A 15027-nucleotide genomic window follows, 5' to 3' on the forward strand; every position below is an offset into this window, starting at 1 on the left:
ACGGGCATTCCGTAATTAGCTGCCGTTAATTTATCCAATCTATTAAGAACTCCAGAATTATACTCAAGAATTACTACCTTCCATCAGGTCTTTTTACCGATATGGTTTGAGTTAAAAAATTAGAACCTTCTAAAAATAAAATGTTAAGGAAAATGCAATTCTTTGAGCATAAAATTAGCCATCTCCGCAATATTTTTATACGCTCTTTCTATAGCATTCCCAGCTTGCATTAAATCTTGATTACTATCTTTACCCACCAATATTCCTTTTTGAATATTTTCTATATCTTTTCCCTGATATTTAGCTTCTGTTATCAATATAACTCTCCAATTCCTTTCATCATCTTTAACCTCAATAATACTTCCATCAGGTTTTATTTTAGAACTTTGAATAAACAAGGTCTTTCCAAGTTCATCATCAAGCCCCTGCAATACAGAATTAATTTCTCTCTTAGTTATGCTTGCTCTGTGCCTAAATGACAAGCCCTTAAATTCATCTTCAAGTTTTTGCATAACAAGTTTAGAGATATTGCTCACACCCATATCGTGCAATTTGGACTCATCGGTAAAAATATTCGTAACCCCTAAAGACTCTTTATGCTGTTTGCTTAATCTTTGAGATTGATTTTTTTAGCCATTTTCTATCTCAAAATTTTCACTTCTTCTTCTAAATGAATGCCGTATTCTTGTAACACTCTGGCTTTAGCGAGTTCTATCAGATCTAGGGCTTCTTCGAATTCTGCACCCCCCAAATTCACCAAAAAATTCGCATGCTCTTTGGCAAAGCCCACTCTTTTTAAGCAATAACCCCTTAAGCCCACGCCCTCTAAAAGCCTGCCCGCATAATCGTTAGGCGGGTTTTTGAAACAGCTCCCAAAATTAGGCAATTTGGGGTGGCTTTTGCGCATGCTTTTACACGCTTTTAAAATCTCTTCTCTAAAGCCATGCGTTTTTTTAAACCTAGCCCTTAAAACAACGCCGCCAAACCCGCTGCTGCGATAGCCCAGTCCCAAAGCTTCTTTTTCTAGCCATTGATTATTAACGCAAGCGCTTTCTAAAACGTTTTTGATTTCAAATTCTTTCATGCCAGCATTCATTTTAACTAACGCCCCTAAAGTGCCAGGCAATTGCCCTAAAAATTCCAAACCTCCTAAATCATTCGCCCTAAAATAATTAAAAATTTTAGAAGAATTCGTCGCTCCCCCTACCTCCACCCACTCACCTTGATCGCAAATATAATCGTAGTTTTTGCCTAAAAGGGCGAGATTTTTCGCACTAGGAGCGATCAAAAGATTGTTCGCTAAACCGATGATCTGGTGTTCTTGAGAGATTTCATTATCGTTTTCTAAAACGCTCACTTTTAAAGGCGTGCCGATTTTCACGCTGCTGTAACGAGAAAAATCAATGGTTTTTTCTAGCATTTGCTAGCCTATGATTTTAGGAATGAGCTTGATTAAGGTTTTAGTGTAATCTAAAAGCATGTTAGTCATCCACGGCATGGTTAAAATCAGCACCCCAATCACGGCTAAAATCTTAGGCACAAAAGACAAAGTCATTTCATTGATTTGAGTGGTCGCTTGAAAAATACTGACTAACAGCCCCACCACTAAGCCCGCTAGTAATACCGGTAAAGAAATCATCAAAGTGATTTTATAAGTTTCAATGGCGAGTTTCATGAGTTGTGATTCCATGATATTCCTTTTATCTTAAAATTTCTTCTAATTGCTGAAAGCTTTGTTCAAAAGGCTGTAAAGCGTTTTCATCTTGCGCTAAAAACTGCTCCATTAAAGCCTTTTTCTTAATCGCTTCATCAAGCTCTTTATCGTTCCCCATTTGATAAGAGCCGATGCGAATGAGCATTTCATTTTCTTTCAATAACGCATACAAACGGCGGAATTTTCTCGCATGCAGGTTTTGAGACTCGCTGATAATGTCTTTAGCCACCCTTGATGCGGAGTTTAAAATATTGATAGGTGGGTAGATCCCATAATCGGTCAATTCCCTGCTTAAGACGATATGCCCATCTAGAATACTCCTGGCTTGATCGGCTATGGGATCGCTCAAATCATCGCCCTCTACCAGCACGCTAAAAAAAGCCGTAATGCTCCCCTTATTTTCTTCCTTGCCCGCCCTCTCCATTAATTGAGGCAATAAGGAAAGCGCGGATGGGGGGTAGCCTTTGGAAGTGGGTGGTTCGCCTAAGGCTAAACCGATTTCTCTTTGAGCCATAGCGAAACGAGTCACTGAATCCATGATGAATAACACGTCTAGCCCTTGGTTTTTAAAATACTCCGCCACGCTCATCGCGCAAAAGGCCCCGTATTTGCGCATTAAAGGGCTATCATCGCTCGTAGCGACCACCAACACGCAAGAGCTTAAATCCCCTTTCAGGTTTTTCTCTATAAATTCAGGGATTTCTCTGCCCCTTTCCCCAATCAAAGCGATCACTTTAATCGGCGCTAAGCAACCCCTAGTGATCATGCCCATTAGCGTGGATTTACCCACCCCAGAGCCGGCAAAAATGCCCAGTTTTTGCCCCTTACCGCAAGTCAAAAGCCCATCAATGCTCTTCACCCCCACGCTAAAAACCTCATCAATCAAGCCTCTTTTTAAAGGGGCTATAGGCGTTGTAATGACAGGTGCTAATCGCTCATAATCCAATGCCCCCTTATTGTCAATGACTTGCCCTAAAGGGTTAAGCACCCTCCCTAAAAGATTACGGCCCACAGGGAAATTCAACCCCTCTTTTAAAAACAGCACCTTATCGCCAGCCCTAGCCCCCTCTATAAAGTTAAAGGGCGTGAAACCAAACTGCTCTTTTTCTGCCACTACCACCATTCCCACGCATTCAGTGCCATCGCTTTTTTCAATCTTCACCACATCGCCCACAGAGGGGTTAAAGCCATCCGCATAAACGATATTGGGCATGATTTTTTTCACGCTCCCGTAGCGAGGCGATAGATCAAAACGTTGATTCAAGCGGTTTTTTAAGGATTTTAGGGGCATTTAAAGCTCTTTAGTCCATAAGACTTCAGCGATTTGGCGCTCATCATTGATTCTATTCACATGCACGATCACATCAATCGCGCTCTTAAAATACGCTCGCATCAAATCCTTATCTAAAGAATGCGTATAACGCATGCTTAAATTCAGTGAAAGGGCTTCTAAAGTGTTTTGAGCGCTATTAGCGTGAATGGTTGAGAGCATGCCCTTATGCCCGGTGTTTCCTAAACGCAAAAAGAGCGCCGCATTCCTGGTGTCAATCTCGCCCACAATGAGTCTGTCCGGGTTTAAGCGCATGGCCATATTGAGGGCGTCTTCATAATTAAAGCACCCGTTTTCTTGCTTGCCCACTAAAAGCCCCACGCAATTACTAAACGCCTTTAAATCCAATTCTTGGCTGTCTTCAACGCTCACCACCCTTTCATCTTTATTGACGCAATCTAAAAGAGCGTTGAGTAAGCTTGTTTTACCGCTTGAAGTCTCCCCACTAATGAGAATGTTATGCCCTTTTAGCGCCAAATTTTTCAAACTTTCTGGATCGCTTGCTTTGAAAGTGAAATCGTCTAAACTTAAGGGCTTGAGCCTAGGCACACGGATATTGAGCGTGATTTGATTGTTCGTAGTGATACTGAAGTGATTCGCGCTCACCCTATAACGCGTGAAAGGGATAGAGCAATTTAAGGTGGGGTGTTCTTCATCAAAAAACAACCCCCTAAAACTGGCCAATTGCTCGCAAAATCTCAGTAAAAACGCCTTATCAAAAAGCGCATGCCCTCTTTTTTCTCGGGTGTTATTGATCTTATAAAGCCAAAGCTCTTGCTCGGTATTGATGATAAGCTCTGTGATCCCGCTTTCTAAAAATGGGGTGAAATGGCCGATTAGGGCTTGTAAAACTCTATGGGTTTGTAAAGTTTCCAAAAGCCCTATCCTTTTATCATCGCTCTTTTAAAACCTCTTCGCAACGCTTGCAAGGGGTGTTTTCTAACTCGCTTTTAAAACGCCAACACCTGGGGCATTTATAAAAAGGGGCTTTAAAGAGCGTGAATGCTGGCGTTTCGCTCAATCTTTCTTTTGCAGTCCCCACAAAGCTTACCATCAGCAATTCTTCTATCAAATTTTCACGCAACGCTTTTTCTTTCACCTCAATAGCGCATTCCAACGAATTTTTAACCACACCTTCTTTTTTCAATCGGTCTAACTCTTCATTAAAGGCAGAACGCAAGGCCAAAACGGCTTCAAAATTTTCTGGTTTTTTAAACTCTTTAAGGTGGAGTTTTTCTAAAACGCTAATATCTTTTAAATCAAACACGTCTTTGGCTTGTAAAAACGCACAAAGCACCTGGCTATGCCCTAAAACTTCTTCAATCGTGTGCGTTAAAATCGGGGCTAAAAAGTAGCACAATTGACTAGCCACAGCGAGTAAGACCATTTGAATGGCTTGGCGTTTTTCATTATTTTTGCTATCGCAATACAAACTATCCTTACAAGCGTCTAAATAAATCCCGCTCAATTCATTGGTAACAAACGCCATTAAAATATTCAAGCCCTTCACCAAATCATGCTCTTCAAACGCGCTATTGACTCCAGCGCTTATCGTTTCTAAAGCCTCTAATATAAAATGATCTAAAGGGCTAAAGTCATGGGGGCGTTCTAAATTCTTGAGATCCATATCGCTAAAATTGGCGAGTAAGAATTTCAAGGTGTTACGGAATTTTTTATAATGCTGTTCTGTTTGAATGAAAAAGGTTTGAGAGACTCTCAAATCGTTTTGATAGTCATTAAACGCCACCCACAAACGCACCACATCGCTCCCATGCTTTTTGAGTAAATTATCCAAAGACACCACATTGCCCTTAGATTTGCTCATTTTTTCGCCCTTTTCATCTACGATAAAGCCATGCGTAATGACCTTTTTAAAAGGGGCTTGGTTGTTTAAAACACAACCGATTAAAAGCGAGCTTTGAAACCACCCCCTATGCTGATCGCTCCCTTCTAAAACCACATCGCTAGGGCTTTTCCCCTTTTCCCCATGATAGTCTTCTAAAACCGCCTTAAAAGTGCTACCGCTATCAAACCACACGTCTAAAATGTGCATGACTTTTTCGTAATGCTTGGCGTTATCTTGATAATTAGGGGGCAATAAATCCTTTATGTTAAACTCCCACCACACATCGCAGCCTTTCTCTTCAAAAAGATTCGCCACATGTTCTAAAACTTCGCTCTCAAAACAAGGCTTATTGGTGCGTTTGTCTATAAAAAAGGCCAGTGGCACGCCCCATTTTCTTTGCCGGCTCAAGCACCAATCAGGGCGGTTTTCTATCATGGTTTTTAGGCGGTTTTTCCCGCTGCTTGGCACAAATTCCACCTTTTCAATCGCATTCAAAGCCACTTCTCTTAAGGTTTTTTGAGAGCCATCATTTTGCATGAAAGGCTCATCCATTAAAATAAACCATTGCGTGGTCGCTCTGTAAATCACAGGCTTGTGCGTCCTCCAACAATGCGGATAAGAATGCTCAATCTCTCGCTCTAGCAATAAAGAATCGCCCAATTGTTCTATAATGCGTTTTTGAGCCTTAAAAACATGCTCGCCCAGATAGCTTTTATCTAATAATCGGTTATGGATAATGCCCTCATCATAGCAACCCTTTTCATCTACAGACATCAACACTTCTAAATGGTATTTTAAGCCTAAATGGTAGTCCTCTTCACCATGCCCGGGCGCGGTATGCACGGCTCCTGCGCCGTCTTCTAAACTCACATGATCCCCTAAAACCACCAGCGAATCCCTTTGATTGAGCGGGTTTGTAGCCACTAAATATTCTAAATCATTGGAATTAAATTCATGCGTGATCGCATTATCCACCACCCCTAAAGCGGCTAATTTTTCATGCAAGGCTTTAGCGACTAAATAGCCTTTTTGGGTGAGCGCATAAACAGCGTCTTTTTTCAAAGCGATCGCCACATTCGCATACAAAGTCCAAGGCGTGGTCGTCCAAATCACCAAGCTCGCTTTTTTGACTTTTAATTTTTCTAAACCCTCCTTTTTCAAATCAAACGCCACAAAAATGGAGGGCGATTTTTTCATCTTGTATTCCACTTCAGCTTCCGCTAAAGCGCTCTCGCATGCATAACTCCAATAAATAGGCTTGTGGCGCTCTTTCAAAAGCCCTTTTTTAGCCACTCCCACTAAAGCCCTATAAATGCTCGCTTCAAATTTAAAATCCATGGTTTTATAAGGATCTTCAAAATCCCCCAAAACGCCTAATTGCAAAAACTCGTTCTTTTGGATTTCTAAAAACTTCTTCGCATGATCTCGGCACTTTTCTCTAAACAGCGTGGGGTTTTCTAGGCTCGTTTTTTCTTTTTCCAATTGTTCTAAAATTTGCTGCTCAATGGGTAAGCCATGGCAATCCCAACCGGGCGTGTAATAGATTTTCTTCCCCTTAAAATATTCTCTTTTAACGACAATGTCTTTTAAAATCTTATTTAAGGCATGCCCTAAATGCAAATGCCCGTTCGCATAAGGCGGCCCGTCATGCAAAGTGAAATCCCCATGGTTATCTTTCCTATTTTGCATGCGTTTGAACGCTTGTTGTTCTTGCCATTTGGCGTAAGTTTTAGGCTCATTGACGCTCAAATTCCCTTTCATAGAAAAGGTGGTTTCGTTTAAGTTTAAGGTGTCTTTGTATTCTTTCATTATATTTATCCTTTGCTTTATTATTCTTTTGTTTTAGGAGCGATATAAAGGTGCGTGTCTTTTCGCGGCACATTTTTTAAAGTGGGGATTTGTAAAATCGTGTATTCTTCTATCCCTTTTAAATAATGCAAGCTAATCACATCGCCTGTTTTCACTTCTTTACTGGGCTTAGCACAACTCCCATTGAGCCACACCGCCCCTACATTGCACATATCTGTCGCTAAAACGCGCCGCTTCACTAAACCCACTGATTGTAAAAATTTGTCTATTCGCATGCGTTTATTTTACCCTATTCTTTAAGTTTTTAGCCATAACTTATAAGGGTTTTAGTTTTAGCATGTTAGCATTCAGCCACCACTCTTTTTAAGGAATTTGTTTGAAGTTTCAAATTGTGAGTTTGTTATTGGCTTTTTTATTAGCCTCTTGTTTGCCCCCTAAAGGCCATCATTCTGGTTTGGTGAATATGTATATCGCGCATCAAGGCCAGAGCGTGCGCACTTATTGGCGTAAAGTGGATAGAGGAATTGTCGCCAAACACAATGAAACGCTTAAGAAAAACCCCAAAATAAAGCTCAAAGACCCTAGGGGGCCTTTATTCATGCTAGGGAGCAATCGTTTCATGCTTTTATGGAAAAACCGCTATACTTTAGCCAAAGTCCAATCGTTCAAGCTAGAGCCTGGGTTTTATTACTTGGATTCTTTTAGCGTGGAAACTCAAAAAGGCATCTTGCAAAGCGCCCCCGGCTATTCATACACCAAAAATGGCTACGATTTCAAAAACAACCGCCCCTTTTTCCTAGCCTTTGAAGTCAAACCTGACAGCAGGATCATTCTTCCTAGCGTGGAATTGAGCCTGATTAAAACCCCTAGAGGCCTTTTAGGGGTGTTCTTGTTTGACAATAACGAAAAGGGGGCTAATACCCAATGGATTGAAGGGAGCTTGAATTTAAAGCTTAAAAACGCTTCTTTTAAAGACGCATGGGGGTTGGAACAATGAAGCATGAAGCGATCGTTCGCTTTTCGTAAGCCCTTTATGATTAGATTGTAAAAAATGCTTAAAGCATTTTTTAGATTTTATTACCCCTATTCAATTACAAAGTCATTAAATTTTTAAAAACTTTTAAAACCGATAAACATAATCCGCGCTCCAAGTAACATAGCTTTCAAAAATGCCCCTAGGGATTTTTGCTTGTGAAACCCTCACGCTTTCGCAACTCTTTAACTTTTTTAAAGAACAACTAGGAGCGTCGCCATGGATGCTTGCACTCAATTCTAGCGTGTGGTGTTTATCACCCATCCTTAGCCCTAGTGAGCCATAGCCCTGAAATTGCGCCAATTGCGCTAATATATTACCAAAATCTTTAAGAACATTGGCTGTTACGCTCTCACCCCCTAACCCAGCCCCTATAAAATAACCGATGAAAAACTTCTCATTTTCATACACATTGTGTAAAAAATCCATAAAAAAGCTGTAAGTTGACATTGTTATCATACCACCATTAAAAAAAGAAACAGGACTTATTGTGTCTATGGGTATCACTCCAAATAAGTATTGTTGGTATTTATCTTTTTCCATGTAATTGCCCGCTTTATAGGAATATTGGAACCCTCCCCTAACGCCAAAACCCATTTTTTAATCTTAACAGGAGCGGCATACTGATACCCCACCTTAAAATTAAAGCCGTTTAAGATTGTGCTGGGATCTTTTCTTTCTAAGAGTCTTCCACCAAAATTGAAGTGAGAGTGAGGCAGCAAAACAAAACTATCTTTATAAGCTAAATTCCATGAAAACATCCCGCTATAGCCAAGACCGGCAAAAAAAGCGCTTTTATCCGCTCCTTGATGTTTAGCCTTAGCTTTTTCTTTCGCTAAAGCTTCTTGAACTTTCTTTCCAACGAGTTTATTAAGCCCGCTCTCATCTATAGCGTGGCTAAGATTAAACCCTAGCGCAGAATACAGAGCCAAAAATAAAAATTTGGTTTTTAAATAATGGGGGTAACTTGCATACCCTTTCCTTGATTGAAAAATTGTTTTAATATTTTGAATATTGTGAAATGTTGAAGCTTAAATCAAAAGTCTTAACAATATTATTGGATAAAAAATTACTTTTTATAGGCATTGATGAGTATTTTTAACATTAATGAGCGTTTGTAAAAATAAAAATCAAGCGTGTTGGTTGGATTGGATTTAACGGATTTGATTAGAATGGGTTAGAATGGAATGATTGTATCTTAAAGTCAAAAGCCAGAGACAACCCTAGTCAAGTTGCCCCTAGCCACACCGATATTACTCGTGATGCCCGTGGCAACAACATTCTTCTTGATGATGACTATCGCTAGTGCTGCAACAACCTTCTTCATGATGAGAGCTGTGGTGGTGATGGTGGTGTTCACCGCCGTGATAGTGGTGGTGGTGTGTGTGGTGGTGATGGTGGTGGTGCCCGCCGTGTTGTTCTTCATGGTGTGCCATGATGACTCCTTTGATTAAAAATTTAAATTCTAGCTCACTGGCTAGGATTTTATTCTACAATATAAAATCTAATTAATTGTTAATGAAAGAAAATTTAGCGCTAATTTTTATTCCCTAAATTTTGAAAAATCAACACCCCCCATTAGAAAAAAGACAAACACCACAAAAAGAGTTTTCAAATTTGCTGAGAGAGTTTTTTCTCCCTCAATTGCCCGCAAGCCGCTTCAATATCCAAAGCTTTGGATTCTCTAATGGTGCATAATAAGCCTTTAGAGTTTAAAAAATCCGCAAACATTTTAGCGCTCTCCAAGCTGGGGCGTTCAAACTTAGAGCCTTCATGCGGGTTGAATAAGATCAAATTCACTTTGGATTTAATGCCGTTTAAAAGTTTTAAAAGTTTTTTAGCGCAATCCAGGCTATCGTTTAGATCTTTGATCAAAAGGTATTCAAACATCACTCTTTTGCGCTGCTCTAAAGGCCATTTCCTCACTTCATTCAAAACGCATTCAATGTTGTATTTTTTATTCAAGGGCATTAAAGATGAGCGCGTTTTGTCATCTACAGCGTGTAAGGATATGGCTAATTGCACGCCTAAGTTTTTGCCCGCTAAAATGGGGATTTTATCGGCCACGCCGCTCGTGGAAATGGTGATTCTTTTAGGCGAAATTTGCATGCCGGTATTAAAAATTTCAATCGCTTTACACACCTCATCTAAATTGTTCAAAGGCTCGCCCATTCCCATAAAAACAATATTGAGCGCTTTTTCAATGGGGAGGTTATTGTCTTCTTTAATGAGTAGGGCTTGCTGGATGATCTCGCTCGCTTTTAAATTCCTTACAAAACCGCCTTTTTGAGTGAAACAAAACGAGCAACCCACTTGACAGCCTATTTGACAAGACACGCATACGGTGTATTTTTCCCCCTCTAAAATGGCGTTAGTCTTTTCATCAATCTTTTTGTCTTTCATTTTCAACAACACCGCTTCAAAAGTGTGGTTGTCCCTTAAAGATCTAAAAAGGTATTTTTTAGAGCCATCAACGCTCTTTCTCACATGCGTGATTTCTATCGTGCGCAAAGTAAATTCTCGCTCTAAATAAGCGATAAAATCTTTTGAAAAATTATTTTGCATGTCTTTAAAGCTTGTTTTATACTTCGCATAGAGCCACAAATAAAGCTGTTTAGCCCTAAAACTTGGTTTTAAAAGCTGACTCAATTCATCTAAAGTGAAATCATAAATGCTCGCTTTCATGCTTTAAGCCCTAATTCTAAAAGTTGGTGCAAGTGCAAGACCCCTAAAACCTTATTATAATCATCTACGCACACTAAAAGCTGGATCTTATGGCGCTCTAAAAATTCTAACGCCTCTAAAAGAAGAGCGTCTAAATTCTTAAAGCTTTTAGGCTTTAAAGTGGCAAAATGCCTCACTTCGCTCTTTAAACTCACCCCTTTTAATAACGCCCTACGGACATCGCCATCGCTTAACACCCCCACAAGCTCGTTAGCCTCATTGACTAAAATCGCGCTGCCTAGGCGTTTCTCACTCATTTCTATGAGCGCGTCTTTAAAACTTGTATTAGGAGCGATTAAGGGGAGGTTCGTGGTTTGCAATAAGTCTTTAACCTTGACAAAAAGTTTTTTGCCCAAAAGCCCGCCCGGATGAAAGGAGGCAAAATCTTCTTGGCTGAAGTTTTTCGCTCGCATCAAGCATGCCATTAAAACATCGCCTAAGGCTAAAGTTAGGGTAGTGGAAGTCGTTGGGGCGGTGTTAATGGGACAAGCTTCTTTTTTAATTTTTAAGCTTAAATAATAATCGCCAAGTTTGGAGAGCGAGCTAGTAGGGCTTTTAGTGAAAGTGATGATTTTATGGCTCAAGCGTTTTAAATGGCTCACTAGATTCAATAATTCCAAAGACTCGCCCCCATAGCTAATCATTAAGATCACATCGTTTTTTTCCACCATGCCCAAATCCCCATGCATGGCTTCTGTGGGGTGTAAAAACGCGCTCCTGTTACCGGTGCTTAGCATGGAAGCAGCGATTTTTTGCGCCACTAAAGCGCTCTTGCCCACGCCCACTATCACAAGCTTACCCCCTTTTTCTTGGCTTTTTAAAATGAGCTTGACAATCGCTTCCAAATCGTTAGGTTCTTGGAATTGCTTAACGCTTTCTAAAAGCGCGCTCGCTTCATCTTTTAAGACTTGTATAGCGGTAGCGTTGTAATCAGGTAGCATGGACATGACAAATGATAGCCGGGTATTTTCTAAACTTTTTAAAGAGCGCTTTTCTGATGAAATTACGAGTGTGATCTTCTAATTTTTTAGGGTTATTCAAAATTTCAGCGTTGCTGGATTTCAATAACACCTCTAATCCCCCTTGAATTTCTTTCATCAAAGGCTTTTCATCTTTAAAGCCCACAAGCCCTAAACTGGAAAATTGAGAGCTTTCTAAAAGCGCTTGCTTGTTTTTATTCACAAAAATTGTAGCCACAAACACCCCTAAGCTAGCGACTTCTTCTCTTTGTTGCACAATACTTGTATCAATACTCAAATTGCTTTGGTTATCCACATAGCTTTTACCGCTTTTAATCGTGCCTACTTTTTTGATAAATGTGGGGCTAACCTCCACTTGATCGCCATCTTCCATTAAATAGATATTTTTTTCAGGCACCCCACAAGAAATAGCGGTTTGCTTGTGGCGCGCGACATGGTTATATTCCCCATGCACGGGTAAGAAAAACTTAGGCTTAATGAGTCTTAACATGAGCTTTTGCTCTTCTTGGGCGGCATGCCCGCTCACATGGATATTGTCAAATTCTTGATAAGCCACTTTAGCTTCTTTTTTGATCAAAAAATTCAATACCGCTGAAACGCTCGCTTCATTGCCAGGAATGGCTTTAGCGGAGATGATGACTAAATCGTTGGGTTTGATAGAAATGTGGCGGTGCTCATCAGTCGCCATGCGATAAAGCGCGCTCATGGTTTCGCCTTGTGAGCCGGTCGTTACGATTAAGACTTCATTATCCGGGTATTTAGCGACTTCATTGGCTTCAATAAAAGATTGATAAGGCAAATGGATATAGCCTAATTCTCTGGCGATGTCTAGGTTTTTTTCCATAGAGCGCCCGATCACAGCGATCTTGCGGTTGTATTTAATGCCGTATTGGATGGCTTGATAGACCCGGTGGATATTGCTAGAGAAGGTGCTCATAATCACCCTCCCTTGTGCTTCTTTAAAAAGCGTGTCAAAAGCCGGCGCTATGGTGCTTTCACTCGGCGTGGTTCCGGATTTATGGGAGTTGGTGGAATCGCTTAAAAGAAGCATCACTCCCTTTTCGCCATAGTGCGCTAAACGATACAAATCAGTGGGCAAATTATCCACTGGGGTGTGATCGATCTTAAAATCGCCGGTATGAATGATGGTTCCGGCTTTAGTTTGGATCGCTAAAGCGCTGCTGTCAATGATGGAGTGCGTGATGTGGATCCATTCAATGATAAATTCACCCACGCTAATGGGGCAACGCTTTTCTACGATTTTAAAATACGAGCGGTATTTTTTCAAACCATGTTCATCAAACTTGCTCCCGATCAGCCCTAAACTCAAAGGCGTGCCATAAAGGGGAAATTGCAACTCTTTAAACAAATAAGGCGTCGCCCCTATGTGATCTTCATGGGCGTGGGTGATGATAATACCGGCGATCTTGTCCTTGATTTGGTGCAAATAAGAAAAATCAGGGATCAAAATATCCACGCCAAAGAGCCCTTCTTTAGGGAAGCTCATGCCCACATCAATCACGATCGCGCTTTTTGGGGTTTCAATGACCATCATATTCCCCCCAATCTCGCCCAAGCCCCCTAAAGGCGTGATTTTAACGCTCGCTTTAGAGTTTAAATTCATCTTATAATGCGGATTTAAATGCTCCACTTGAATCTTATTATTGACTTCAACGCCCTTTTTTAGCTCCTTGTGAAAGCCCAAAGTCCCTCTCTCATTCACATGCAAAATCTCCGTAACGCCCTCTACTTTGTTGTTATCCAATTCTTCTTTGGCGTAATTTCGTGTTTTGGCGTGCTTTTGTTTGTGGTGGTTATGGGGTTTTTTGTTGGGGCGATGCTCTTTTTTATGGTGCGAAGACGCTTCATGGTGCGAAGATTCTTCATTTTTTTGCGCATTTTCCTTATGGAAACGCTTTTTGCGGTTGGTGAATCGCTCAAACGCCCCGGCTCGCGCCTCGTCAGCTTTTGAATTTTCACTGCTGTTTTCATGGTTTTCATTGTTTTGGTTGTTATCCGTCATAACTTTTATTCCTTTATTTCAATTTTTTTAAAAGGCATTAGCCTTTTAAAAGGTAATTTAAGAGCTTGAGATAATCTTTTACCTCAGACGCCCTCACGCTTGTTGGTTGGTTTTCTAACGCTAGAAAATCTAACACCTTATCAAGCTTTTCTTTATAAGAAACGCTTTTTTTAAGATTGTTTGAAAGCGTCTTCCTGGGAGATGAGAAACAAGCTTTCAAAAAATCTTCTAATGTTTCAAACCCTTTTTGTAGGGCTTCTTCAAAAAATGGCGCTTGGGCTAATGAAGCTAACGCCTTTTCTTTTGATGGCTCTTTGATCACTTCAAACACGCTAGAAAACACTTTTGGAGGCGGGCTAAACGCGCTAGGCGGCACATCAAACAAAAGGGTAATATTCCCTATTGTGTGAGCCAAAACGCTTAAAGCGTTCTGTGAATCTTTAGCACAAAATTTGAGTGCCACTTCCTTTTGCGTCATCACCAATAAGCCCCTGCATTTAGGGTCTTTGAGCGCGTTTAAAACAAGCCTAGTAGCGATATAATAAGGCAAATTAGAGATCAAAAAATAAGGCTCTTCTTCTTTCAAAAAAAGAGCGTCTTTTTCTACCAATTCCAATTGAAAAGGCTTTTTTTCTGCCTTTAACCTCGCTCGCATTTTCTCGCACAAATTGCTATCTATCTCATAAGTCTTTAAAGGATAGCGATCCAACAACTTGAGAGTCAAATCCCCTAGCCCCACGCCAATTTCAATCAATTTTAACGGGTTTAAGGGGGGCAAAGCATTAACGATCCTATCTAAAAACGACTCGTCCGTTAAAAAATGCTGTCCTAAAGACTTTTTAGCTACTACCATAAGAAGCGCTTCTAAAATTCCTCATATTATACCTTAAAAAGGGGATTTGTCTTTCCTTTTTAATGCAACTTCTTTATTATAGTTTTTTTCATTCAAAGATGTTGGTAGTTTTGACAATAGGAGCGCTTGAATTGGCGCTCGTGTTAAAAATTAGTATTAAAATCTTTTTCGTTAATAATTGGTTAGATTTTGCATTATAGAATGAAATCCTAGCCAATGAGCTAGAATTTAAATTTCAATTAAAGGAGTCATCATGGCACACCATGAACAACAACACCAAGCACAGCAACAACAACAGGCTAACAGCCAACACCACCACCATCACCACGCACACCACCACCATTATTATGGCGGCGAACACCATCACCATAACGCGCAACAACACGCCGAACAACAAGCAGAGCAACAAGCTCAACAACAGCAACAACAAAAAGCACAACAACAAAACCAACAATATTGATTGGGGCGTTTGTGGGGGTGGCCTTAGGGCTACTCCTAGCTTTTAACTCTTTCTTTTAATCTAGTAAATTTATCCATTTAAACTAACTTTTTTAGCTCTGTTAGATTTTTAAACTTTTAAAATCCCTCTTTTGATGCTTGACAAATGGCTCTGTTTTCTATCCAATAAAGATTAGGTTTATTAATGAGTGGTCATAATGGGGCGTAAAACTTTGTCTTGCGTATTTGGTGCAATCTAGGGGTGTTTTTAATGGGG

12 protein-coding genes and 3 pseudogenes are annotated in these 15027 nt (G+C 40.4%); 2 read left to right on the forward strand and 13 right to left on the reverse strand.

What is annotated here, in order from left to right:
* The 7 genes and pseudogenes from QT76_RS07290 to QT76_RS07320 all read right to left on the reverse strand — a co-directional run.
* Positions 1-542 (reverse strand): annotated as a pseudogene (locus QT76_RS07290) (EcoRI family type II restriction endonuclease); the annotation flags it as partial.
* 98 nt (positions 543-640) lie between these two features.
* Entirely contained in the window at positions 641-1420 is a 780-nt protein-coding gene (locus QT76_RS07295) for a UDP-N-acetylmuramate dehydrogenase (RefSeq protein ID WP_033617209.1), read from the reverse strand.
* Positions 1421-1423: 3 nt separating this feature from the next.
* Entirely contained in the window at positions 1424-1690 is a 267-nt protein-coding gene (fliQ, locus tag QT76_RS07300; protein WP_000445741.1) for a flagellar biosynthesis protein FliQ, read from the reverse strand.
* A gap of 10 nt (positions 1691-1700) precedes the next feature.
* Positions 1701-3005, reverse strand: coding sequence for a flagellar protein export ATPase FliI (gene fliI / locus QT76_RS07305; RefSeq protein ID WP_033617210.1), 1305 nt, complete (start codon positions 3003-3005; stop codon positions 1701-1703).
* Positions 3006-3920, reverse strand: coding sequence for a CpaF/VirB11 family protein (locus tag QT76_RS07310; protein ID WP_033617211.1), 915 nt, complete (start codon positions 3918-3920; stop codon positions 3006-3008). It abuts the gene before it with no gap.
* 16 nt (positions 3921-3936) lie between these two features.
* The gene (ileS, locus tag QT76_RS07315) at positions 3937-6699 is read right to left on the reverse strand and encodes an isoleucine--tRNA ligase (protein ID WP_033617212.1); all 2763 of its coding nucleotides are present in this window, start codon (positions 6697-6699) and stop codon (positions 3937-3939) included.
* 20 nt (positions 6700-6719) lie between these two features.
* Positions 6720-6974, reverse strand: a complete 255-nt coding sequence (locus QT76_RS07320) for an RNA-binding S4 domain-containing protein (protein ID WP_001217177.1) — start codon at positions 6972-6974, stop codon at positions 6720-6722.
* Between the two features lie 101 nt (positions 6975-7075).
* Here QT76_RS07320 and QT76_RS07325 point away from each other — a divergent pair, with 101 nt between their 5' ends.
* Positions 7076-7696 (forward strand): hypothetical protein, encoded by a 621-nt coding sequence (locus tag QT76_RS07325; RefSeq protein ID WP_033617213.1) that lies wholly within the window; start codon positions 7076-7078, stop codon positions 7694-7696.
* Positions 7697-7819: 123 nt separating this feature from the next.
* On the opposite strand, the pseudogene QT76_RS08165 reads toward QT76_RS07325, so the two are convergent.
* From QT76_RS08165 to rsmA, 6 genes and pseudogenes are all read right to left on the reverse strand, one after another.
* A pseudogene (locus QT76_RS08165) lies at positions 7820-8664 on the reverse strand (outer membrane beta-barrel protein).
* A gap of 384 nt (positions 8665-9048) precedes the next feature.
* A pseudogene (locus QT76_RS08740) lies at positions 9049-9168 on the reverse strand (hypothetical protein); the annotation flags it as partial.
* A gap of 175 nt (positions 9169-9343) precedes the next feature.
* Positions 9344-10417, reverse strand: coding sequence for a dual-specificity RNA methyltransferase RlmN (gene rlmN / locus QT76_RS07345; protein WP_033617215.1), 1074 nt, complete (start codon positions 10415-10417; stop codon positions 9344-9346).
* On the reverse strand, positions 10414-11403 hold the full coding sequence (locus QT76_RS07350) for a KpsF/GutQ family sugar-phosphate isomerase (RefSeq protein WP_033617216.1): 990 nt from the start codon (positions 11401-11403) through the stop codon (positions 10414-10416). Before QT76_RS07350 ends, rlmN begins: the two co-directional genes overlap by 4 nt.
* Complete coding sequence (locus tag QT76_RS07355) at positions 11387-13459, reverse strand: ribonuclease J (RefSeq protein ID WP_033617217.1); 2073 nt, start codon at positions 13457-13459, stop codon at positions 11387-11389. Before QT76_RS07355 ends, QT76_RS07350 begins: the two co-directional genes overlap by 17 nt.
* A gap of 37 nt (positions 13460-13496) precedes the next feature.
* Positions 13497-14312 (reverse strand): 16S rRNA (adenine(1518)-N(6)/adenine(1519)-N(6))-dimethyltransferase RsmA, encoded by an 816-nt coding sequence (gene rsmA / locus QT76_RS07360; RefSeq protein WP_033617218.1) that lies wholly within the window; start codon positions 14310-14312, stop codon positions 13497-13499.
* Positions 14313-14565: 253 nt separating this feature from the next.
* On the opposite strand from rsmA, the gene hpnL reads away from it, so the two are divergent.
* Complete coding sequence (gene hpnL / locus QT76_RS07365) at positions 14566-14772, forward strand: nickel-binding protein HpnL (protein WP_080242482.1); 207 nt, start codon at positions 14566-14568, stop codon at positions 14770-14772.
* Positions 14773-15027: the final 255 nt, after the last annotated feature.

The sequence above is a fragment of the Helicobacter pylori SA37A genome, from assembly GCF_000476015.1.
Lineage (GTDB): Bacteria > Campylobacterota > Campylobacteria > Campylobacterales > Helicobacteraceae > Helicobacter > Helicobacter pylori_DB.